Here is a 22,368-nt window from a genome sequence, read left to right as displayed (position 1 = left end):
AAGAAATTCACTATTTCACAGGGTGAACTACGGGAGGAAAACCAGGCGGAAGCCAACAGAGTAGTCGCGGCCGTCGGGGCTGCCCCAGTCACGATCCGCGGAACGGCAGTTCTGCGCATAGTCGTACCAGGACCCGCCGCGCATCACCCGGCGAGAACCAGTTTCCGGCCCAGTAGGATTTTCTACAGTGCCTTTCTTTTTGCATTCATCATAGTATTTTTCGCCATACCAATCCTGGCACCATTCAAAAACATTGCCGTGCATATCGTGAAGCCCCCACGCGTTGGGCGGATAGCTGCCCACCGGCTTGGTTTTCTGCAAATATTTACCTTTGGGAAAATTCTTATACGGATAGTTTCCGTTGTAATTTGCCTGCTCGGTCGCCAGGTTTTCGCCGGTATTGAACGGTGTCGTCGTTCCGGCGCGGCAGGCATATTCCCACTGGGCTTCGGTCGGCAACCGGCAGCCCAGCCAGCGGCAGAACATAACGGCTTCATACCAGTTAACATAAATCACCGGCTGCTCGTCTCGGTCGGAATATTCATCGCGCCGCGAGCGATGGTTCGGGTCAAACAACTCGTACAACCGGTTGGTGATCTGATAACGGCTGATCAAAAAATCTCCCACTTTAACTTGATGCTGGATTTCATCTTCGAATCTCTCCGCTTCATTTTTAGGACTTCCCATTTTGAATTGACCCGCGGCAATAGGCGCCATGTCTTTGGCCAGATATTCTTCATAACGTTGTCGCGCGCCCTCATCCAATTTTTGCCGGACAATCTCCAATGCGCCGGGCGTGTCTTTTTTGGCTTCGAGAATCTGCGCGCCCCAATAAATTACCTCGCCGTTAGTTTCCCAACGAAACAATTCACGCAGAGTTTCAACGATCTTGTCAGGCTCGGATATTTTTTCGGGTAGGCCTTTCACGAGCTCGACGCGCTCTTCCACCTTTGCTTCATTCAATAAATTTCTGATCAGATCAGGTTCCACCACGCGATCCATGTCCGGATAACAACGCAGAGCCAGGGCCCGATCTTTTTCCCAAAGTTGCTTGATAAAGTGGGTGCCTTCGGTTACTGCTTGAATTTGCGCGGCGTACAGGCGAATGGGTTCCTCCCAACGCGATTGCGTCGATCGGCCTAACACCGCTTCCGGCGTCTCGCCGCGCATTTTGCAGGAGACGTAATATTCATAAAAGGTGCGATGCACAAACAGATGGCGATCATCGCTTTTTTGCAGCAGCCCGCTGTTTTCGCGGATTTCCCGCAGCACCTCTTCCTCGTTGTCGTTCCGTTTCATTGTGGCCAGGGTCTGCGCCACCTGCTCGATCAACGGCGCATAAGCAAACTCCTCCGCTTCCTTGCAGAAAAAGTGATGCGCCAAATCTTCCAGCACCCGCTCTTTCAGAAGCCGCGTGAAGCCGTTCACTCTGTCGACCTGCTTCTCATCATACAACGTCAGCAGGGTGACGGCGCATTTTTCATAAAGCTCCAACCGGCGCTGCGGCAGGTCACGATACTTTTCAAAGATGAAGCAGATAATGGAGAGCAAGAATGGATTCTGCGCCAGCTCGTAAATCCGGCGATTGGCGGCAATGCGCCCGGCAAGGTCGTTTTTTTGTTCAAACCATTTGTGTACGAAGTTGGCAATTTCCGCTAGGGGCAATTTGTCGATTTCAAAAAGACGATACGGCGTCTGATCGCTTTGAAACCCGGCCTTGCGCGAGGTGATGATCACCCGGCAATATTGATGGCCGGCCACAAAAGCGCGAATCCGCTCGGTCACAGAAGTATATTTCTCACGGCTCACTTCATCCAGGCCATCCAGCAAGATGAGTGCATGTTGGGTGTCGATGGCATTTTGGGCGGCGTCGTGCATGGTAGCGCCGGGGATATGATTTTCCACCGCCGCGAGCAAAAAGTTTTCCAGCGGCTCGCGGGTTTTGCCAAAATCCGACAGCTTCACGAAAATGGGAAAAAGCGCCGCGGCCTTTTGGCTTTCCCGGCGCGCCAGATAATGCAGCATGGTGGTTTTGCCCATGCCCGGCTCGCCCAAAACCACCGCGGCTTTATTGGGAAGCTCCAGCAGATCTTCGGCTGTAAGTGAACGCGTTGCGAGTTTTTCGAGCCGTTCCCCAGCCTGGTCGACAATACGCAATTCGGGATCGACGTGTACGGTCAAGGGAATATAGATGCTGTCCATCGCAAAACTGCGCTTGAAGCCAATCATGTTCAAGCTGGCATATTTTTCTGCGAGGGCTTTTTTGTACATCGCGACCGGATCCTGCCCCGGTTTCAGCGCTTCTCGCTTCAGACCGGGCCGGTTATCTGCCAGCCAATTACTCAGGTCACTGATGATATTTCTTTCCAAATGCAGCGGTTCTTTAAAACTGGTGCGCACATGCTCTTTGGAAATTTGGCTTTTGAACCGCTCAACTTTTCTTCGGCAACACCGGTCTCAATGAATTTCTTCAGCCAGGGAAAATCTTCGTCCACAAAATAGCACAGGCAGGGAATGTCCAGTTTTTTCGCATGTTGATATTCCAGTTCGGTGATGGAAATCTCAGCGCCGTCCGAAACATGGCCGTAACGCCAGGCATAAATGCCGATAAAAAGATTGCAGTCTTCGACCAAATCCAGGCAGGCTTTGGTTGGCTCTTTATCCATCGCGCCCAGATACTCCATGCCTTCATATTTTTGGCGCTGGTCGTTAATGGCTTTTTCCGCCGCCTTGCGGTACTCGACTAAATCAATATAAGTCGAACTGACAAAGACGCGAAATAATGGTTTCTGAGATTCGGTTTTCATGGTTGTCCCAGTACGATGATCTGTCTATTTTACACACCCGAGAATGTTCAATATAAAAATTTCGTTTTTTTATACCAACAAAACCAATGCCCGGAGCTTTCGAAGCAAAAATCCATTTGCCCTACCAGCACCGGGCATTTGCACCGCTGTTTGTCGTCCGCGCAACGTTTATCGCGGACAGGAATGTCCGCGCTCCCGTGCCGGACGAACGGGACAGCAATCTGTTCAGAGGCAGTCCTCCGACTTTACCCTATGAGCTACGGGAGGAAAACCAGGCGGAAGCCAATATTGTTGTTGCGGTTGTCGGGGCTGTTCCAGTTACGATTCGCGGAACGGCAGTTCTGCGCATTGTTGTTCCAGGACCCGCCGCGCAACACCCGGTTCGAACCCACGATTGCTGCCCTTTTTGAGTAGTAACGGATAACTGCCCGGGCGGTTTGCAATGAACGATTCTGTTGGTTATTAGTCTTGCACACGCTTCATGGCTGAGCGCCCGGGCAGTAGCATTTTGGATACTTTTACTTCCAAAGCATTGTGTGTTACCCGCAAAATAGCAAATCAGCGGCAAAGCGCAAGTATGGCGACTTTTCGAACGAATACCGAAAGCGGGATCAACGCCTCAATAACTGCCCCAACGGGGCATAATGTGAAAGCCACGGGCAACGCCCTGGGAATCGATTTATCAAAATTTGCCAGCCCCTTCAGGGCTTTGTGTGACAGTCCCCATTAGTTCCCAGGGCGTTGCCCGTGGGCTGCCGCATCGGACCCCGTTGGGGTCAACTTGTCAAGCACTGAGCGCTGCACGGAATGCTTCACAAATTCCTTTCTGGATGACAGATGCTTGGGTTTTGCTGATCAAATTTGATAGTCAAAATCGAAAATACCTGTTTGCTCTGCCACGGCTTGGCCGTAGCATCTGCTGTAGTCAAGCCACGGCCAAGCCGTGGCTGAACATCTGCGGTGACTGAGACCTCGACGAGCGTTCGACTGAGCGCTCACGCAGAAGTCTCGGTCGAGTCGCCTGTCGAAGTCATCCCTTCCGCTTGGCGGTAAACACCCCGTTCGGCTGCAAGAACACCGCTTCCGTCGCGCGTTTTTTGGCGTCGAGCGTGAACCTCAAACTAAAACCGGTCAGGCCTTTCAGTTTGAATTCCGTGCCTTTGTAAGGCTCAAGTTCATACGTCGGCTGGCCGGGAACCGTGACGGTCAACACATTCGCGCCCTTGACCGCAACTGCAACGTTTTGCCCGTTGAGATCATACTCGCCCACAAACTGCGCGAGAAATTTTGGATCCGACATCTCCGCGCCCGCTTTGCGCGTGAACACAATCGGCTTCACGTTCAAATCCATCGGCACTTCGAGGCGGTCGATATCGCCCTTGTCGTTTGAATAAAACGTGAACAGGAATTTTTGATCCGGATCGTCTTCTACGACGGCGCGAAACACGTCGTAATGCCAATGCTCCATCGCCATGTTGAAACTGTTGAAGCGGCTCTTGAGCGCCTTGCCCTCCAATTTCACCGTGACCACGCCATAACCGGGATGCTCGAATTCGCCGGCAAAGTCCGCCAACGCATGCGAGGGCTTGGTGTTGGGTTTGCGCTCGGCAGCCTCGGCCTCGCTTTTTTGTTTCTCAGCTTCTTTGGCTTTCGCGACGTCGGCTTTTATGCGGGCGTGCCAATCCACCGGCTCGAGCTGCAACAACAAATCCGTGGCGCGCGCCGCGGCAATGTTGGGCATGGGATTGCCGTTGCGATTCGTCAGCACGACAATGCCGAAATTATCCTGCGGCATTAACGACACCAGCGCGGAAAAGCCGTCGATGTTGCCGCCGTGCGATACGCGCTTGTGCCCGCGATATTGCGAGATAAACCAGCCCAAACCGTAGTTGGTGTGTGAAACTTCAGTGTATTTGATCGGCTCGGAAATCATCATGTAAGGCGTGTGCTGCTGTGTGAGCATGGCTTCAGAGATCACCTGCGTCTCGCCGGCTTCGACACGCTCAGCCGCCGGAGCCTTGCCGTTGTTGAGATTGAGCTTCACCCACTTGACCATGTCCGTGAGATTCGAATTGATCGAGCCGGCCGGGCCGATGGCGTCGATGTTGCGAAATGGAATGAGCTTGATGCTCTCTTTTTCTTCGGCGTAAGGCAGGGCGAAATCATCCGCTTGCTGTGATGCGATTACCGAAAAATTGCTCGCGCTCATGCCCAGCGGCGCGAAGATGCGTGTACGCACAAAATCTTCCCACGACATGCCGGAAACTTGTTCGACGAGATAGCCGGCGGTGAGATACATCAAATTTTGATATTGATACGTCGTGCGGAAATCCTTGCTGGGTTCGAGATATTGCAGGCGATCCACCATCTCTTTGCGCGTGAAGGCCGAGCCGTACCACATCAAATCATGGCGCGGCAAGCCCGAACGATGCGTGACGAGATCGCGCGGCGTCATGCGCTCCGAAGCGAAATTGTCATGCAGCTTGAACGTGGGGAGATAATCCCGCACCGGCTTGTCCCAATCTATCTTGCCGTCATCAACCAAAATGCCAAGACTCGCGGCGGTGAATGCTTTGCTGCTCGAGCCAATCGCAAACAGCGTGTTGGGCGTGACCGGCAGCTTGCTTTCGACATTGCGATAGCCGAAGCCTTCGGAGAAAATCACATCGCCGCCTTTCACGATTGCCATCGCCAGCCCCGGCACGTTCCAGGATTTCATCGTCGAATCGATGAACGCGCGCAGGTGTTGGAAAATAGCTTCGTTTTGCTGCTTTTTCGCTTCGAGCTCCGCGGCGGTATTGCGTTTAAGATTGAACGGAAAGGTCTGCCCGGCCTGGGTAAAATCTCCGGCGATGTTGTTCCCGTCCGCGGCAAGCGCGCCTTTGAACGAAGGATTGCCCGGCACATTGGGCAAATCGAACGAAACAGTTGACTCGGCAAGTTTGATATTCGTGAGCGGCAAATCTTTTGCGCCTTGCAGCGGAATATCGATATCGCCCCGCCAACTGCCGTCCGTATTCTTGTCGAAATCAATGCTGATGTTCAGCGTGGTTCCGGGCAGGTTGATCACGCCTTCCCAGTTGCCGTTAAGGTTGAGCCTGTCGAAGTCAGCTTGATCTTGCGCGAACGCCAGCGCCGCAGAGCAACCCAAGATTAACAGCAGGGGCCACAGCAATGCGTGTGATTTGATTTTGGGATTCACATCTTCCTCCTTAGTTTAAATGGATTCATTGAGTTGACTTTTCGAAGATGCCGGTATATATTGCGGCATTGTCATTTTTCAATCACTGCCCGGGCGGTTCTTAAATTATACACGAGCACGATTCTTTTATTCTACACAATTATGAAATTCGATCCAAGACTGAAATCCCTGGCACTGGCCCTGCTCGGCGTTGCCTGCATGCTGGCGTATTTTTGGCTGTTCGCCACCTCCCGCATTGCCGGATTTTTGCGGCCCCGCTTTTCTCAAGAGGAAATCATTGCGATTGCTGAACAAGCGTTTCAGCAATCGCCCCTGGCAGGCTTCGACTTGCGGCGCAATGTCGACGTCCGGGTGAACGACAATTTGACGAAGTTTGTACAACGAGCCGCGCTTGCAGACAGCGCCATGGCTTCTTTGTCTTTGGGTTATTGGGAAATCGGCTGGCGCGGCAACATTCCGGCCGAGAACGATCAAAAGCAACGCGCGAACTTTAGAACGCGCTACGATTTCAGCGGCAAGCTGGTTGGCGTTGAGTTGGATGATCCGCGCAAGAAAAATACCTCCACCACGAGCCAGGAACAGGCGCTCACGCGCGCCAATATGTTTCTTGCCGAGCTTGCAATTGACACCTCGGCCTTCACGTTGTCCGAGAAAAAAATCGTGGAAAACGACGACGGGCAGCTTCATCAATTTTCATTCACACGGTCGCTGGCTGCTGCAGCAGCGCTGCAAGAGAAAGTTGATGTGCACGTCGCAAGCGATAACGTCACCTACTTTCGCAGCGATATCAAGGTTCAGGAGGGAAAAAAATCGAACACGGCCCAAACCCAGCAGGTCGCAGAGGGCAACGTAACAATCACAATGGAAGACAGCGCGCTCTCCGAGTCGAAAGCGGAAAAGGTCGGAGACATTGTGGTGGCGGTGATGCTCGGCCTGGCGTGGACCATCGTCATCGGCTTTCTCGTGGTACTCTTTTTCAAGCGTCTGCGCCATGATGAGCTGGAGTTCAAGCGCGCCTGGTGGTTCGGCGGGTTGGTGATGCTCGCAATCTTTACGCTGATTGCCGTGGAAAATTGGTCGACAGATTGGCTGGGCGTATTTCTCGGCGGCGGCTTCGGTGGTTTGTTTTCCGGGTTGGGCGTGGTAATCACCTATGCGGTGGGCGACAGCGTTGCCCGCGAGGCCTGGCCGGAAAAACTCGCCACCACGGATTTGTTCTTTACCGGGCATTTGCGCGTCCGCGAAATCGGCGAGGCCATCTTGCACGCGTTTTTCATTGCGGGGGTGACCGCGCTGGCTCTCGGCTTGGTGGTGATGCTCGCCAACGCCCTGCGCCTCGACTTTCTGCGCTTCGACGATAATCGCCTGTGGTTTCTGGGCGAGCCGATCAACATCATCACAATGCTGGGCAAAAACGTGACGACCGCCACCTACAGCGCGACGCTGATATTGCTGTTTTGGGCGGCTTATCTCAAATCGCGCCTCAAGAAAAACGCGCTTGCCTTCGTGCTGCTCATTCTGGCGATCAATTTCACCAGCTTTTATCTGGATAATTTCGGGCCGATGTATGTGAGTGTTTTCCTCATGCTGCCTGCCGCAGCGCTGTGGGCCTATTTTACTCACAAACATGATTTCTTGACGATTTGGCTCGCGCTACTCTTGTTCAGTTTTTTGTTGGATCTCGGCTTGGCCGGCATCTCGCCGGAGGGCTGGGGCGGCACGATAAACGCAACCGCGCTGGTCTCGGCGCTGGCGTTTTTAGGCGCGGGCGTGTTGCTGGTGTTTCAGCCCAAATCCGCGCGCGAGTTTGGCGGCTACGTGCCGGCGTATGTCAGCCGCATTGCCGAACGCGAACGCTTCTTGAAAGAATTGGAAATCGCGCGCAATATTCAAATGCGTTTTCTGCCGCACACCGCGCCGAATTTTCCCCACCTCGACATTGCCAGCATCTGCCGCCCGGCCATGGAAGTGGGCGGCGATTATTTTGATTTTGTGCGCGACGGCGAGCAGCGCCTCACGGTCGTGATCGGCGACGTGTCCGGCAAGGGCGTGTCTGCCGCATTTTATATGACGCTGGCAAAGGGCATCATCCGCGCGCTTTCGCGCCTGAAGCTGTCACCCAAGTCGCTCTTGTCGGACATGAACACGGTGTTTTATGAAAACACGCCCAAGGAAGTGTTCATCAGCTTGATTTACGGCTTGTTCGATATGGAGAATAGAACGCTCACGTTCGCGCGCGCCGGGCACAATCCCTTGATCGTGCACAAAAGCGTGGGCGGCGAGGCGCAATTGCTGCATCCGCGCGGCCTGGCGATCGGCATGGAACCTGGCAAAGTTTTTTCCGCAACGATCGAAGAGCAGAAGGTTCCGATTCAGGCCGGCGATGTTTTTATTTTTTACACCGACGGCATCTCGGAAGCGATGAACAAAAACGGCGAGGAGTTCGGCGAAGAACGCTTGCGCGACGCCATCAGCGGGGTGAGCGGCGTTTCCGCACAAGCAATTTTGGAGGCCATTACGCAGGACGTCATGAATTTCACCGGGGAAGCCAAACAACACGATGATTTCACCATGGTGGTGGTGAGGGTGAAGGAATAAGCAACACTGTTCTTTATCAAAAAGTCCACACCTCCCGCAACAACCGCGCGTGTCCGCGCCACTGTGTCCAGCGGCTGCTCCAGGCTTGCGGCGGAGGCAGCAGCTTGCTGAAGGGCAATGCCAGCGTCAACACCAGCAGCATGAGCAACTCCGAAACAGCGATAATGATCTTAACCGGCCACACCCCGGCGGCGCCGTGATGCTTGCGGAAATAATGGCACATGCTGCGATAAAATTCGATAAAATTTTTTGACACAGCCTGTTTTGCGCTTTGACCGCCGATGTGATAGACGCGCGCATACGACAGAAAAAAAATCTTGTAACCTGCCGCCCGCACGGCATGACACAACTCCACGTCTTCAAAATACATGAAGTAACTCTCGTCAAAGCCTCCCACCTGCTGAAAAACCTCGCGGCGCAGGGCGAGACATGCGCCGGCTTGCTCCACCTCGCGCACCTCGTCGTGATCCCACCAGGTCATGCAATACCGTCCAAAGCGCCGGCTGCGCGGGAACACGTATGCCAGGCCCGTTTTCTGATAAAACAGGGATTCCACCGTGGGCAATTCCCGTATTGCGCCAACTTGTATTGTGCCGTCCGGATTCAAATGCTGTGGCGTGCAGCCGCCTGCCTCCGGATGAGTATCGAGAAAATTCACGATCGCCGCGGCTAAATCCTCCTCCACCCAGGTATCGGGATTCAGCAGCAGAAAAAATCGCCCGTGCGCGTGTTGTGCGGCCAAATTGTTCGCGCGGCCAAAGCCGAGATTATGCGCCGAACGGATGAGATTGACGGCCGGGAAATGCTGCGCGATGAAGTCCGCGGTGCCGTCGGATGAAGCGTTATCACAAACAATGATTTCAACGCGCGCGCCGCGGGAATTATCCCGGAGAGAGGCCAGGCATTTCTCGATATCCCGCCGCGAGTTATAGGTCACAATGATGATGCTGAGATCAGGCGCCATTCACAATCCAAGTTGAACGTTGAAAAACAAAATACAGAAACACGCCAGCTTTCCCAAGCAGTTTTTGCGCACAGCAACCCTTACCCCCAATTGCCGTGCAGATCATTTTTCGCCAGCCTGCCGGCAATCCGACAAACTACTTGCTTCTCGGCAGTTGCGCCGCTATATTGCGCGTGCTTGCTTCTTCCCCAAACTTGAGTTTGACTAGGAAAGCCAACGAGCAGCAATGCAGCAATCGTCCTCCCACTATCATTTGCAGTTCTCCGACCGCCAGTTTTATATCATCGGCAGAGGTTTACTCGCGATTTTTTTGATCGCCGTCGCGTTATTGGCAATATTTTTCATGCACACGCTGTTGGCGCCGCTGGTGATCTCGATTTTTCTGGCGTATTTATTGGAGCCGCTGGTCACGACGCTCGAAACGCGCGGTTTGAATCGCATCTGGGCGATTATTTTGGTTTTTATTGTGTTCACCACGCTGGCCGCAATCACGTTCCTCTTGTTGCGCGATGAAGTCGCGCATGAAGTGCAAACCATTCTCACCAACGTGGAACTGGAGCGGCCCGAGCTGCTCATCGAACAAATCAAAGAAAAACTCCGGCTCTCGTTCCCGGGCGCCACTGAAGCGCGCATTATCGACATGCTGGGCAAAGTCACTTTGCATTTTTTTTACTCGTTCTTCAAACCCGGCGTCGAAGGCGCGGTGGAATTGTTTTCCACGGTGGGCGCGTTGATCATTGTGCCGTTTCTCACCTTTTTCATTCTCAAAGATTCGCGCGCGCTGCAAAAGGCCATCGTGCAACAAATTCCCAACCGCTATTTCGAGATGTCACTCAGCCTGTTTCACAAGGCGAGCCAGCAGCTCGGCCGCTACATTCGCGGCGTGTTGCTGGATGGCGCGTTGGTCGGAGTGATGGTGATGATCGCGTTGTCATTGCTCGATCTGCGCTACGCCGTTTTCATCGGCATTCTGGCGGGCATGGCGAATCTGATTCCTTACCTCGGCCCGGTCGTTGCCGGCATTCCGGCGATTGCGGTTTCCGTGATCGACCGCGGCAACTTCTCCGGCGTGCCGGCCGTGCTGCTGGCCTTTGTTGTCGTCAAGTTTATCGATGATTTCTTCATTCAACCTTTTGTCGTTTCCAAAAGTGTGTCGCTGCATCCGGTTATCGTGATCATCGCCATTTACGTAGGCGGCAATCTCGGCGGTATTTTGGGAATGATTGTGGCCGTGCCGCTGGTCGCCATCATCAAAGGCAGCCTGGATATTTTGCACTGGAGTTTTACCAAATACTACATCTTTCGCCTGCCGGAGTTTGCGTTTGCAACCTCGGGGAAAGCGGAAAAGGCCGAACAACCAACAACCGCGCGTGACGGCCAACCTCAAACCGCCGCCGCGGCGGCGGGCGAAGCCGTCAAGGCGGCAACTCCAATCACGGTGATTTCAAAATAATTTTTTAATGACGAGCATGCCCAAACTGCGCCTTGCCTTCATTTCAGGTTTATGCCTGCTCAGCGCGTTCACGAACGTCGCGTGTTTGAAGTCGAAGCTGTACCAAGAACCGCCGCAGCCCTCCTCCGCGTCAAAGCCGCAGCCGCCCGCGGAACCGGGTGATGCGCCAACGGCAAGCGCGCCACGGGCGGCGCTTAGCAATTACGTTGTCGATTGCAATCACAAATTGCTCGATCTCGCCGGACCGGTGCGTGAAATTGCCGATTCACTGGAAGCGCTCAATCTCATGTACAATTCCCGCGAACAGGCCGATTGCTCGGGAATTGTGCACCGCGTGTTGCAAGCGTTGAAAGCGCGCTGTGAATCCGTGGAAACGCCGTCGCTTGCTGCAGCGCGCAGCGCAGAAGGCATCGCGCGCTGGTATGCCGAGCGCCGCGAATTAATCCTGATTCATGACGCGCTGGCGCAATCGGATTTGATCAAGCCCGGCGCGGTTTTATTTTTTGGACAAGAGCAGCGGGTGTATCGTAATCTCACCGCGAAGCAAGCTTTCCAAGCCATTTATCATGTCGGTATTGTCGTCTCGGTCGAACACGATACGGAAGGCCGCGTAGTTTCGTACAAAATGTTTCAAGGCCGCTCGCCCGGCAAGCCGGCAGCCATTACCAATTATCATTGGCGGCAGCCCTCGCGCCCGACCTTTCCGGCGTTCGGCAATGGTGAGCAGCAATGGATTGCCTTCGCCCGGTTGTGCAGCGCCTCATCGTATTGAGATTTCTGGCAGGTGGTACAGCCGTATGTGTCGAACGGAATGGCAAAAATTATTTGAAGATCGCAATTTCCGCAATCCCCAATCATCAATCCGAAATCAGTATATCCACCTGAGTCAACTTGCATGAAAAAACTTTCCACTGATGAACAAAAACACAACGCTGCCGCAGCCGCGGTCGCTTTCGTTGAAAACAAAATGATGGTCGGCCTGGGCACGGGCAGCACGGTGGAATTTGCGCTGCGTCTGCTCGGCAAACGCATCAAATCTGGATTAAAAATCACCGGAGTGCCCAGCTCGACAGCAACGGCGCGAGCGGCAAAACGTTGTGGCATCCCCTTGGTGCGCGATTGGGGCGAATTCAAGAAACTCGATCTTACCATTGACGGCGCCGATGAAGTCGATCCGCAGCTCAATCTCATCAAAGGCGGCGGCGGCGCGCTCACCCGTGAAAAAATCATTGCGACGCGCAGCGATCGCGTCATTATTATGGTCAATGAAAAGAAGCTCGTTCCCCAGCTTGGAAAATTTCGTGTGCCGGTGGAAGTATTGCCTTTTGGCTGGCGTTCAACCGCTGAGGTTTTGCGCAGTCTCGGCAGCCGCGTTGCGCTGCGCGCACAAGCCGGCAAACCGTTTCACACCGATAACGGCAATTTCATCGTCGATTGTGCGTTCGGAAAAATTACCGAGCCGTTGGAGTTGCTCCAACAGATCAAGAGCATTGTCGGCGTTGTCGAAGTTGGGTTATTTGTTGGGATAGCGGATCTCGTGATCGCCGGCAAACACGACGGCGGCACCGAAGAAAAATGGGGCGTCTGATGAGGCTGGTCAATATGCGTTTGCGCAGATTGGCGCAATTCATGTTGAAAAATTTGCGCCGTCAAATTGAGCTTCATCTTCTGCTGCAAGCCCTCGCCCTCCCCCTGCTTGCCCAACCGCAACGCGTTCTCAGCGAAAATAACATCACCATCAAATTTGAGGCAAGCCGTCCGGAATCCGAGGCTGTCATGGTTATACAAATCGCGCAAGCAGCGCGGGAGGAGTTGACCAGGAGATACAACCTTTCCCCGGTCGCGATTGAGTTCACCCTTTTCAGCACAACCTATGATTTTTGCCAGCACACGCGCTCGCCCTGGTGGCTCAGTTCAGTTTATCAAAATGGCGTGATTTATCTGCAACCGGCGCGGGTGTTACACGAGCGGGGCACTCTAACCGATGTCATTCGACACGAAGTCGCGCATCGTTTGCTCGATCTGGCAACCGCCGGGAATTGCCCGCGCTGGCTGAGTGAGGCGCTGGCGATCTATCACTCCGGAGAAATAGTGCATCTCAAGCCGCAGCACCGCCGCGACCCGATCTTAACTTTTGCAGAATTCGACGAAGCTTTGCATCAAGTCCGCAGCCAGGGCGAGCTGGAGGCAATTTATTTTCAGCTTTATCGCGTCGGGCGTTTTTTTGAAGATAGTTACGGTTCCGAAAAAATCAGTGCATTGCTGCAACAATTGCGCGAGAAAAAAACATGGGAGGCCGCCTGTTTGCCGGCGCTGGGAATCAGCGCAACGCAGGCGCAACGCCAGTGGCAAGACTCGCTGGCCCCAAAATAATCACACCGTTTTCTGCATCGGCTTGCAACGCTGGTACTCATACTGCCATTCTGATCAGGGTGGGTCCTTCATTCCACCATGTACAATGATGCCGCAACACTGTGCACTTCCAGCCAGGTTGATCCGTGCTAATCCGTGTCTATCCGTGGCTCAGTCTTTTGGGTGTGGCCACGGGCTGGACCGTGTGACCTCGAGCTTTCCCTGCACAGTTATCTTTTGACAAAAAAATTTCTCGTTGGCCCGGGCATTTTGCCAAAAAGCAACAGGGCAAAATGCTTTTTCATTTTTATTCTGCGGAGCAGATGATGTATTGCGAAACCAGGCATGAAAACAAAGTATTGATCGTGAGCATCGCGAGTCACGAAACCCATTTTGCGCTTGCGCATGAACTGCGAACGACAGTATTTCAACACATTGACAACGGCGAGCGCCGCATGCTCGTCGATTTATCACGCTGCGAATTCATTGACAGCACGTTCTTGGGTGTATTGGTGGGATCAGCGAAAAAAATGAATGCGGCACAAGGCGAGTTCAAACTTGCCGGTTTGGGCAGGAATGTCCGGCGGTTGCTGCAATTGACGAATCTCAATCGCGTGTTTGAGGCGTATGAGAACAGACAGGAGGCATTGGCGGCTTTTTATAATTGCAGAGAGGTATTTTAGAAATCAAAAATCGAACAGGTGAATTGCTCCCAACACAAGAGAAGTCAAAAACATCGTTCCGTAAAACCATTTGGCATCTTTGTAAAAGATTACCATCCTGCCTCGAAATTCGTTGGGATTGATCAGATATTCTTCCAGGAAAGGTTCGCTGGCTTTTCCCTCCGCCGTTTTGGTGTAAGTCCAGCCCACGACATCGAAAAACGGAAAGCGCTTGCCTTCGAGGTCTTTTTCGCCCAGCAACACCAGACGCTCGAAGTCGTCGCTGTTAAAGAAGTGCAAGATGAGCCGTTCCCGCCGACTGCAACGCAATAGATGTTTACGCCAGTTATAATCCATTGCCCAAAACAGCAGGGGAATAAGTCCCGTCAGGAAAATAAGAGCCATCTTTGTTCTGGGGTTCATGTCGCTCATGTCTTTAACAATCAGAAATAAGCTGCCGCCCCAGAATAAAAAGCCAAAATTCTTAGTCTTGAAGATTATGTCGTCCAGGTTCTTGATGGTGCTGTGAATCAAGTCGATTTCTTTTAGGAGCAGTTCCCAGCGGTGCTGGCGGCGATGGGTGAAAAGGTCTTCCATGGAAGGTTGACACCGGTTAAAGGAATTTCAGCGCTTCATTCGGCCATGCACAACCAGCAATGCTATCGTGATGGTCGTAGCGGTAATGGCAATAATTTGCAGCAGGCCAGCTAACGAATCTGACTCTAGATTCTTGATCTGCACCTGTATCTTCCACCCCAACGTGATCGCAAGTATTTGCGAAACGACAATAAGACCGCTAGTGGCAAGTGAACCGAGCAGACTAAATCCGGAAAATCGCTTCGACTCCTGGTTGAGTTTCTGCTCCCATGTCAAACCGGGCAGCTTTGTCTCGATTTCGTCGCGGATATAACGCGCCAGTTTGATCATGATGACGCCCTGGTGCACCCAGCTCAACGTGAGGAACATGGCGATAATCGGGTAAATAAACAGCGGCATGGGTGAAGGCGCTACTCCTTGCAACCCAAGTGGGAACAAAACACTCATGGCGACGAGTAACAAACCAAAGATTTGAAACCGAAATTGGATGCGCTGCTGGATGTCGTTGCGCAACGTTTTGTATTCTTCCAGAAGGGTTTGGAAGTAAATGCTGTCCGGTTTGTTTGTCATGATGTGTGAGGTTAACTCCAACAATGTGCCGCAGATTATGAATTAACCAACCATATAATAATCAGCGTTAACAGCAGAAAGGCGTAAACTCCGAGCATGTAACCATAGTCTATCAGGCGTTGCCGGAATTTACCTCTGACAGGAATCTCGTTTGCCCACAGTTTGTCCCAGACTTCAGCATCCCCGATTGCTTTTAGGTGGTTTCTTATTTCTTTGGAATTTTTATTATGGCGAAGTTGGATTTTGCGGAAATGGAGGTCAATCAGGAAAAAGATGATGGTTGCGCCGATTGCCAGCAATAACAAAGTGGCTCCTTCCTTGGATGCCTTCTCAAAAACAAAACCAATCAGCACGAGAACCAATGTTGTCGTCCATACTTTTATGTTGAAGAGAATAGTATCGAGATGATTGACTCGGTTGGTCTCAATTTCAAGTATTTTTAGCAATTTGACTTCTTCATCCATTTGATTTCGTCCTTTTCATCGTACACGCTATACTAAAATAAGAGCTGAGTGAGGCTTCAGAAAAGCTGTTTGCTGAGTTGGTCCACTCTTTTTAAGAGGGCCGGGATTCTGTGCTCGCCATGCATGCGCATGATGAAGCCTTTTGCTTCTGCTTCACTGATCCCAGCCGCCGTCACATACAAGGCGCGCTTGCTTCCTCCTCGAAAAATTTCTGCCTCAGCCGGCGTGTCTTTGAACCGGCTCTTGGCCACGCCGATGATGATGGACTTTCCCTCAAGCGCCTCATACAAATGCTTGCCGAGGCCGGGCTTTTGATCGCCGTCAAGATAGACGTACCCGTCAATGACGATGAATTCCGGTATTTGCTCGAGTTGCTGCAAAAGCGCCATGACGCATGGCAGCTCACGTTTGTAAAACTGGCCCGCTTCATACTCTGCAACCGTGAGGATTTCAGCGATCAATTCCCGGGCGGGTTCACTATCTTCCCAGTTTTGAAACAATAACCCGGCGGCAATCGCTTTGCCCTCTCGGTAATCGACATCAACGGCAAGGATCATACTTTTAGATGGTTTTACATAAAATTTTGTTCCTCACGCTATTGCTTTTTCTGACACAACCAAGACTCATCGTTGCCCTCCAAAATTATTCGCACCAATGCTTTATTTGAGCCTTCATGGCGGTAAACGAGGGTATTGCTTCCTGACTTCAATTTAGGCGAAGGGCTCAGTATCGGAATGCCCACACCAGTTGAATACCTTTGGTGGTTTCCATTGTAGCGGCTGAATAATTTTCCGTTAGATACCAAATAATCCCAAGGTTCTGCCTTCAGTGCTTCATCGCGAGGATTCAGTACGGCGGGGAAAGTGATTTTTTTCCCGGATAATTCAATCTCAGGGTTTTTGAGTTTGGAACAATCCTGCTTCAGGGCTTTTACCGAGCTGATTTTGATGGAAATAGGACAAAGAATATTTTTTATGTGAATTTCCACGCCTTTCACGCACGACCAGTTGAAGTAGCGAAACAGCCCGCCTATGCTAATTGGCGGTTGATAATCATAAAAAGCCGCGGCAGTAGGGAGTTCAAAAGCGATCTGCCTGACACCACTAAAATCCACTGCAAATTGGAACAAGCGCTGCATGCCCTGGTCGTCAAACAATTGCAGGCAGACCACTTCCCCTTTTGAATCACCGTCTGCTGTCAGCTCGATGCCTTTGTGCTTCGACAAATCCACGTGAGAATCAAACTCTTTCCGAAAGCTGCACCACTTGGTTGATGCCAATGAATTAGCGACAATGTCTTCAACGATCACCCGCGCATCTTTGATCCGCACATTGTCTATTTCATCAGGCTTTTTAGGCGCTATGCCAGCGCCCCGGCCAATTTGCCCGAAGGTTTCTTCATCCATGACGTCGAAAATCAATTCGTTTCCACTTTCTGCAAACGCCTGGTGACCGGGCAAAGCCGTGATTTTCATCTTTAGTGACTGTGCATGGAATGGATTATTGAAACTCCATTCTTGTCCGAAAGACATCACCCGCTCCAGATATATTTGCCTGCGAAAGGTGCATTGGCCGGTTGGCCAGAATCTAACCAAATGATATTGCTCTTTTAAGAACCCCTCTTGCGGTACCAAAGGTGGATTGGCGCCTTGCAATTTTTGTTTTAACTCGTCGGTGATTTGAAAATGCAGCCGCAGACGTTCATACTTGCCGATCATGGCAAAGATTTCGTCGGCAAGCTTATTCTTCAGTATTTCTTCTGCGGTGCTCTCCAAGCTGATCGGCAGATCGAACCCCAAGGCGCGATTCATTTGATATTCGATCTCATCGGGTGTCGTCGTGGAGAACGAAGCATTTCTTGCACGCTTGCCATCAACCCTGGATAGAAGAGCTATCCAGCCCAGCTCTTGAGGAAAGGCGGCGTGTGCATACACTTTGTTGCGATAACGCCCGATCCGGTAATGATCCATCCAGGCTTCCACGGCATTGGCCGCGTAATCGCCGGAATTGCCGCGCGAATAGGCAAACCAGGAATAACCAACATTTTCGTGCACGGCAGAAGATTGCAGCAAGGCATCCGTTTCGCCCAGAGCAGCGCGGTATTTATTCGCCACCTGCGCTGAAGCATGCCAATACCAGCCATCAGCCCACGGCATATTCGGCGGCAAAAGCACGCGCGTGCCCTCGGCCCCATCCAAATAGGCGAAATCGGCGCCGATGTGCTTGTACACGTTGGCAAAATTCTGAGCGATGTAATCGGGCAGATCCGTATTGGGGTCGGCTAAAAAGGCGTCAAAAAATTCAGGCAGATGATATATAACGGCGCCGGCGGAATGTTTCATGGGCGTTGTGCCGACCGGGCTTTTTCTGATCTGCTCGCCATCGACCATTTCAGACATAACCACAAGCCCGGGAGGATCATTTTGTATTGATTCCAACAGAAGTATTTCTGTGCCGAGGAGGAGGTATTTCTCGCCCGCAGTGATGAACTTTTGAAACTCGAATGGATTGTTTACCGGAAGCACAAATTCCTTTTCTACAATATCTTCGCCAAGCAACAACGATTCGGGATTTGAGGCCAATTTCTTCACCCAGTTTGATTTAATGATTGGATTCGTAATGATTGGATCCGTTTTGACAACCATAAAGGCCATCATATGTAACCCGAATTTCATGCCCTTTACATGCAACGCATCGGCAACTTCTTTCAGCTTGCCTGGTTTTCCATCGTAATGATCGTTGCTAATGCAATAACTTCCGATATTTTCCGCCCAGGTCGAGACATAAGGCATAACGTGCCGGAACCGCCCGAGCTTGGCATATTGGATGACGTCGTTGCGATTTTGCAAATCAATATCCACAAAGAAATAAGAGCCTTTGACGTCGGGATGTTTTTTATCCCAAATGCCTTGTATCGTGGGATGCGGCAGGCCGTATTTTGCGGCTAAAGCCTGCATCCGGTTCAGCCATTGATTTTTGTGGCAAACCACCAAAGCCGTTTTGATGCTTTCCAGCTTAACGGCTGCGAAGCCGGCAGTAAGCATGGCATACTTGCTGGCATCATTGGACATTGAAGTGCTATGCACATGCGAATCGGCGTCGAGCGGGATTTGCGAAATAAGATAATCGCCTTTGAGCAACGCCGGCATGAGTCCGCCATAAGCGTCGCATAGGAAAATCATCTGCACCATGGCGACGGCGATGACGGAGGAATTCACGGTACCGAAATTCTGCACTTGCTTCAGCGTGAACACAAAATGATCCGGTTCCGCCTTGCAACGAATAAATATTTTTATGGGATCGGGAAATCGCACTTCCGAAATCCCTTCGTCATCACTCAGAGGCGTATAAAAGATTTTGTTTGAATCGGATGACTTGTTGCCACTGGGAGTGCTGAAATAAACAAGTGCGAAAGAATTGCTGCCAGAACCGTCGCAAGGATACAATTCCTGGCCATTTCCAAGCACTTTGAGGCCTACGCTGTGGCCCGTTTGTGCAACTTTGAAAATAGCGTCATCGTTGGCAAAGGCGATGAGGCTGTCTTGTGCAGTAATGGAGGGAGGCATGGTGCGATCGTTTTGATAGCTTGTGGTTATTGTGCTACCATTGAACAAATGCTCGTTATGAATTATTGCAAATTGTACCCATAATTCCTCGCTTTATCTATAGTAGCGTTAACATTCGTCAGTCCTTTATTAGGATCGATACCTGCCACCTTTCTTACTTGATTGTAATTAGTTTCAATGAATTGTTCAAATTCTATCCAGGTTCGGTTTTGCGGTATGAAATTTTTGGTTTTCATGTATGCAACAACACGTTGGACACCGCCAGAAGTCCAATGGCAGAGTTTGGTTAAACGCCAGTATAAATCCGTATTTCGGCTAAAACTCAATCGATCAACGATTTTCATGTAGTTTCGGATATATACTAATCCCTGAGTAAAAGAGTAATTCCAATCCCAGCTGAGTCGCAGGTGATCAATACAGAGATTCTCACTTTCTTCCGGAAATAGCTGCATATACCCTCGTTCATCAAGGCGAGTCCAAGATGTGATTTGTCCACCAGATTCTTGCTCAACCCAGCCTTTGAGGAAAGGCAGAAGAATATCATTTCCTGTATACTTACGGTCTATCCAATTCATGCCTTCATATACCTGAACTTTAATATCCAAAGGCGAACCATCAATTTTAGTCGGTCTTTCTGCAGTAACCTCGAACAATTTAACGATAGTTTTATCATCGAGACTGCCGGTGGCTGACAGTTCCGAAGGATAATGTGCTTGGAATTCTCGAATAGCAGATTTTGTCCCGTCACCGAATTTTCCGTCGACCTCTAATCCTCCGGGGTGAGCAAAGCCACACTTCCTTTTGCTTGGTCGGTAATAAATTAAGTTGAGAGCCATCTGCACCCATTGTATGAAACGTAAATCACTGGTGGGGTCTGATGGAACTGTTAGGCTTCCTCCGTTTCTGTTTTCAAGCTCGGTCAATGTTCGTTCATTGATTTCACCAATCGGAGATATACCATAACTTCTCTGAAAATTTTCTAAAACTGGATTGGTTTTTTTCCCAAACTTTCCATCTGTGTATAGTGGGGGATTGGGTAATAGTAGTCTGTTTAAAGAGTTTTGTATCCATTGCACTAAGACAGGATTGTATATCGTTTTCAATGAGGCCTGACCACTTCCACCCGAGGCAGTTCTTTGAGAGGCTTGCGGAGTTGACTGGGCAGTTGTTGAAGAACTTTGCCCATTTTTTCCGCTGAGGGCAAGTTGGCCTTTCATCTTTTGCCAGGTGTTTGGCCCAATGACGCCGTCCACGTCTTTTCCGGTAAAACCGTTTTCTTTTTGCCAGCCGGCGACGGCTTCAACAAATAATTCTTCGATCGGACTGATATCGGTGAACCCCAACAAAGTATAAATCGCATACCGATGGTTGTCCCAACCCAGGCTCTGTGCATATCTGCGATTTTTCTCGATGGCATTTGCAATGACAAGATGGGGGAAATACCCCGCAACTGTTTTGGTGCTTGGTAGAGGTGATGTTGGCGTGAAGCCATTTTTTCCGTTGAGTGTAAGTTGGCTTTTCATCTTTTGCCAAGTGTTAGGCCCGATCACGCCGTCCACGTCTTTTCCGGTAAAACCGTTTTCTTTTTGCCAGCTGGCAACGGCTTCAGCAAATAATTCTTCGCTCGGGCTGATATCGGTGAACCCTAACAACGTATAAATCTCATACCGCTGGTGATCCCAACCCAGGCTTTGCGCGTATCTGCGATTTTTCTCGATAGCATTTGCAATAACAAGATGAGGAAAATATCTCGTAACTGTATCGGTGCTTGACGAAGGTGAAGAAGGAAGAGGCCTATCAACTATTTGGCCAGATCGGAAATAGATAACTTCCGGTTCAGTACTATCGCAATTGCTGTAAGGGTCAAATATCGACATCACTACATGGAATTGACCTTTTTTCTCACTAACATCTTCACGTGCAGGCATATTAGGATGCTTTTCCCAAGGTTTTACTTCATGACGATTCATATCTGAAAAGGCTGTAAGCTCATATTGGCCCTTGTCCTCTTTTTCTCCTAGTCGAAGATGGGGATATTTACCGTTTCTTACGCTCTTTATCTTTTCTTTTTCATCAAATGAAAATTCCAACCTCATGTTTCTCAAATTATAATAATTTTTGTGATTATATTCATCTTCCCCGTCGGGCTTGCGGAGGCTTTCCAAGACGAATCCGTCTTTTAAATAGGTTACCATATGGCGTAGATACCATCGCAGTGTTTTGTCATCTTCACTAACATACCCAGCATTCTGAGCCGAGTAAATTAGCATACCTGGTCTTAATTCGACTAATACGTAAGGCTGAAGTGATTCATCTCCATCAATATATTCTCCTTCATAGATTTTCATGTAAAATTTATCTCCGACCTTCGTGATATGGTCTAAACGGGGATTTAGACCTTTCCGCATTGGGTTCTGATAAGGTTTGCCCCAACCTCTGCTATAAGCCTCTTTCATTAAATTAGAATCGGGTATAAACTTTTTACCATCTCCCTTTTTGTACAGCATCGTGCCCTTGCCACAATTTCTATTTTTGAGAAGCACATCGCGCATAAAATACGTTATCTCTGCACAGTCCCACTCTCGCTTTTTATCAAAATTTTTTATCCATACCCTCAGTAGTTCACTGGGCGAAGGGCGGCTTGAATAGGTAGGATCTCGTTCAGTGTCAAATAATAATTCCTCAAATAATTGACGATCTCCCATCTCTTCTTGGTTCATAGCACTTGATGGATATTTAACACCACGTTCTGCTAAGCCCCTCCTATATTTCGACTCATCATCAACAAAACCTTCTATGGAGTCTTTATATTCTTCTACAATTTCGTCATCATAAGACATTCCCCAATTTTCATTTTCTTGGACATTCTCATTATCTAATATATCTTCAAATTCAGCACTATAACTCTCTTTCCGTTCTTCGTGGAATTCCGGCTCAATGGCATATTCTGCATTTTCTTCAAAAGCCTGCCGAAACGGGCTCTCCACCTCCAAAGCTGCCAAGCGCGCCTCCCACTCTGCTCCAGTCTCTCGGGTGAAGAGCTCTCCTTCAAGAAACGGAGACACAAGGCCTTCCGGCGGCAGAATGCGGACCTTATGATTTTTTTCTTCTTGCGAGTTCATGATGGATCGCCT

The 22,368-nt window shown here is 50.6% G+C and carries 17 protein-coding genes; 6 read left to right on the top strand and 11 right to left on the bottom strand.

The window, feature by feature from the left end:
* Positions 1 to 27: 27 nt before the first annotated feature.
* The 4 genes from FBQ85_01145 to FBQ85_01130 form a co-directional block, all read right to left on the bottom strand.
* A complete protein-coding gene (locus FBQ85_01145; protein MDL1873771.1) occupies positions 28 to 2,370 on the bottom strand; it encodes an NACHT domain-containing protein in 2,343 nt (780 codons plus the stop codon).
* Positions 2,343 to 2,807, bottom strand: coding sequence for a DUF4062 domain-containing protein (locus FBQ85_01140; GenBank protein MDL1873770.1), 465 nt, complete (start codon positions 2,805 to 2,807; stop codon positions 2,343 to 2,345). The genes FBQ85_01145 and FBQ85_01140 overlap by 28 nt, the downstream gene beginning before the upstream one ends.
* A 257-nt stretch (positions 2,808 to 3,064) precedes the next feature.
* Positions 3,065 to 3,283 (bottom strand): hypothetical protein, encoded by a 219-nt coding sequence (locus tag FBQ85_01135; protein MDL1873769.1) that lies wholly within the window; start codon positions 3,281 to 3,283, stop codon positions 3,065 to 3,067.
* 554 nt (positions 3,284 to 3,837) lie between these two features.
* Positions 3,838 to 5,526, bottom strand: coding sequence for a serine hydrolase (locus FBQ85_01130; GenBank protein ID MDL1873768.1), 1,689 nt, complete (start codon positions 5,524 to 5,526; stop codon positions 3,838 to 3,840).
* Between the two features lie 624 nt (positions 5,527 to 6,150).
* Between FBQ85_01130 and FBQ85_01125 the strand changes: the two genes are divergently transcribed.
* Positions 6,151 to 8,607: a hypothetical protein gene (locus tag FBQ85_01125; GenBank protein MDL1873767.1), complete on the top strand. Its 2,457-nt coding sequence runs from the start codon at positions 6,151 to 6,153 to the stop codon at positions 8,605 to 8,607.
* A 16-nt stretch (positions 8,608 to 8,623) separates the two neighbouring features.
* Here the strand turns inward: FBQ85_01125 and FBQ85_01120 are convergent, their stop codons facing one another.
* Positions 8,624 to 9,571: a glycosyltransferase family 2 protein gene (locus tag FBQ85_01120; protein ID MDL1873766.1), complete on the bottom strand. Its 948-nt coding sequence runs from the start codon at positions 9,569 to 9,571 to the stop codon at positions 8,624 to 8,626.
* A gap of 226 nt (positions 9,572 to 9,797) precedes the next feature.
* On the opposite strand from FBQ85_01120, the gene FBQ85_01115 reads away from it, so the two are divergent.
* The 5 genes from FBQ85_01115 (at position 9,798) to FBQ85_01095 (ending at position 14,059) form a co-directional block, all read left to right on the top strand.
* Positions 9,798 to 11,024 (top strand): AI-2E family transporter, encoded by a 1,227-nt coding sequence (locus FBQ85_01115; protein MDL1873765.1) that lies wholly within the window; start codon positions 9,798 to 9,800, stop codon positions 11,022 to 11,024.
* Between the two features lie 16 nt (positions 11,025 to 11,040).
* Complete coding sequence (locus FBQ85_01110) at positions 11,041 to 11,796, top strand: hypothetical protein (GenBank protein MDL1873764.1); 756 nt, start codon at positions 11,041 to 11,043, stop codon at positions 11,794 to 11,796.
* A gap of 123 nt (positions 11,797 to 11,919) precedes the next feature.
* Positions 11,920 to 12,612: a ribose-5-phosphate isomerase RpiA gene (rpiA, locus tag FBQ85_01105; GenBank protein ID MDL1873763.1), complete on the top strand. Its 693-nt coding sequence runs from the start codon at positions 11,920 to 11,922 to the stop codon at positions 12,610 to 12,612.
* 14 nt (positions 12,613 to 12,626) lie between these two features.
* Positions 12,627 to 13,397 (top strand): hypothetical protein, encoded by a 771-nt coding sequence (locus FBQ85_01100; GenBank protein MDL1873762.1) that lies wholly within the window; start codon positions 12,627 to 12,629, stop codon positions 13,395 to 13,397.
* A 272-nt stretch (positions 13,398 to 13,669) separates the two neighbouring features.
* Positions 13,670 to 14,059, top strand: a complete 390-nt coding sequence (locus tag FBQ85_01095) for an STAS domain-containing protein (protein MDL1873761.1) — start codon at positions 13,670 to 13,672, stop codon at positions 14,057 to 14,059.
* Positions 14,060 to 14,062: 3 nt separating this feature from the next.
* Here FBQ85_01095 and FBQ85_01090 read toward each other — a convergent pair whose 3' ends face one another.
* From FBQ85_01090 to FBQ85_01065, 6 genes are all read right to left on the bottom strand, one after another.
* Entirely contained in the window at positions 14,063 to 14,635 is a 573-nt protein-coding gene (locus FBQ85_01090) for a hypothetical protein (GenBank protein MDL1873760.1), read from the bottom strand.
* A 27-nt stretch (positions 14,636 to 14,662) separates the two neighbouring features.
* Positions 14,663 to 15,205 (bottom strand): hypothetical protein, encoded by a 543-nt coding sequence (locus tag FBQ85_01085; GenBank protein MDL1873759.1) that lies wholly within the window; start codon positions 15,203 to 15,205, stop codon positions 14,663 to 14,665.
* Between the two features lie 35 nt (positions 15,206 to 15,240).
* Positions 15,241 to 15,669 carry a hypothetical protein gene (locus tag FBQ85_01080; GenBank protein ID MDL1873758.1) on the bottom strand — a complete coding sequence of 143 codons (429 nt, stop codon included), beginning with the start codon at positions 15,667 to 15,669 and terminating at the stop codon, positions 15,241 to 15,243.
* A gap of 56 nt (positions 15,670 to 15,725) precedes the next feature.
* Complete coding sequence (locus FBQ85_01075; GenBank protein ID MDL1873757.1) at positions 15,726 to 16,226, bottom strand: endonuclease V; 501 nt, start codon at positions 16,224 to 16,226, stop codon at positions 15,726 to 15,728.
* 38 nt (positions 16,227 to 16,264) lie between these two features.
* Positions 16,265 to 19,234, bottom strand: coding sequence for a hypothetical protein (locus tag FBQ85_01070; GenBank protein ID MDL1873756.1), 2,970 nt, complete (start codon positions 19,232 to 19,234; stop codon positions 16,265 to 16,267).
* 62 nt (positions 19,235 to 19,296) lie between these two features.
* Entirely contained in the window at positions 19,297 to 22,356 is a 3,060-nt protein-coding gene (locus FBQ85_01065; protein ID MDL1873755.1) for a hypothetical protein, read from the bottom strand.
* Between the last annotated feature and the right edge of the window lie 12 nt (positions 22,357 to 22,368).

Source organism: Cytophagia bacterium CHB2 (assembly GCA_030263535.1).
GTDB lineage: Bacteria > Zhuqueibacterota > Zhuqueibacteria > Zhuqueibacterales > Zhuqueibacteraceae > Coneutiohabitans.
The sequence above is the reverse complement of the archived record's forward strand: the minus strand, read 5'-3'. Positions and strand labels throughout refer to the sequence as shown.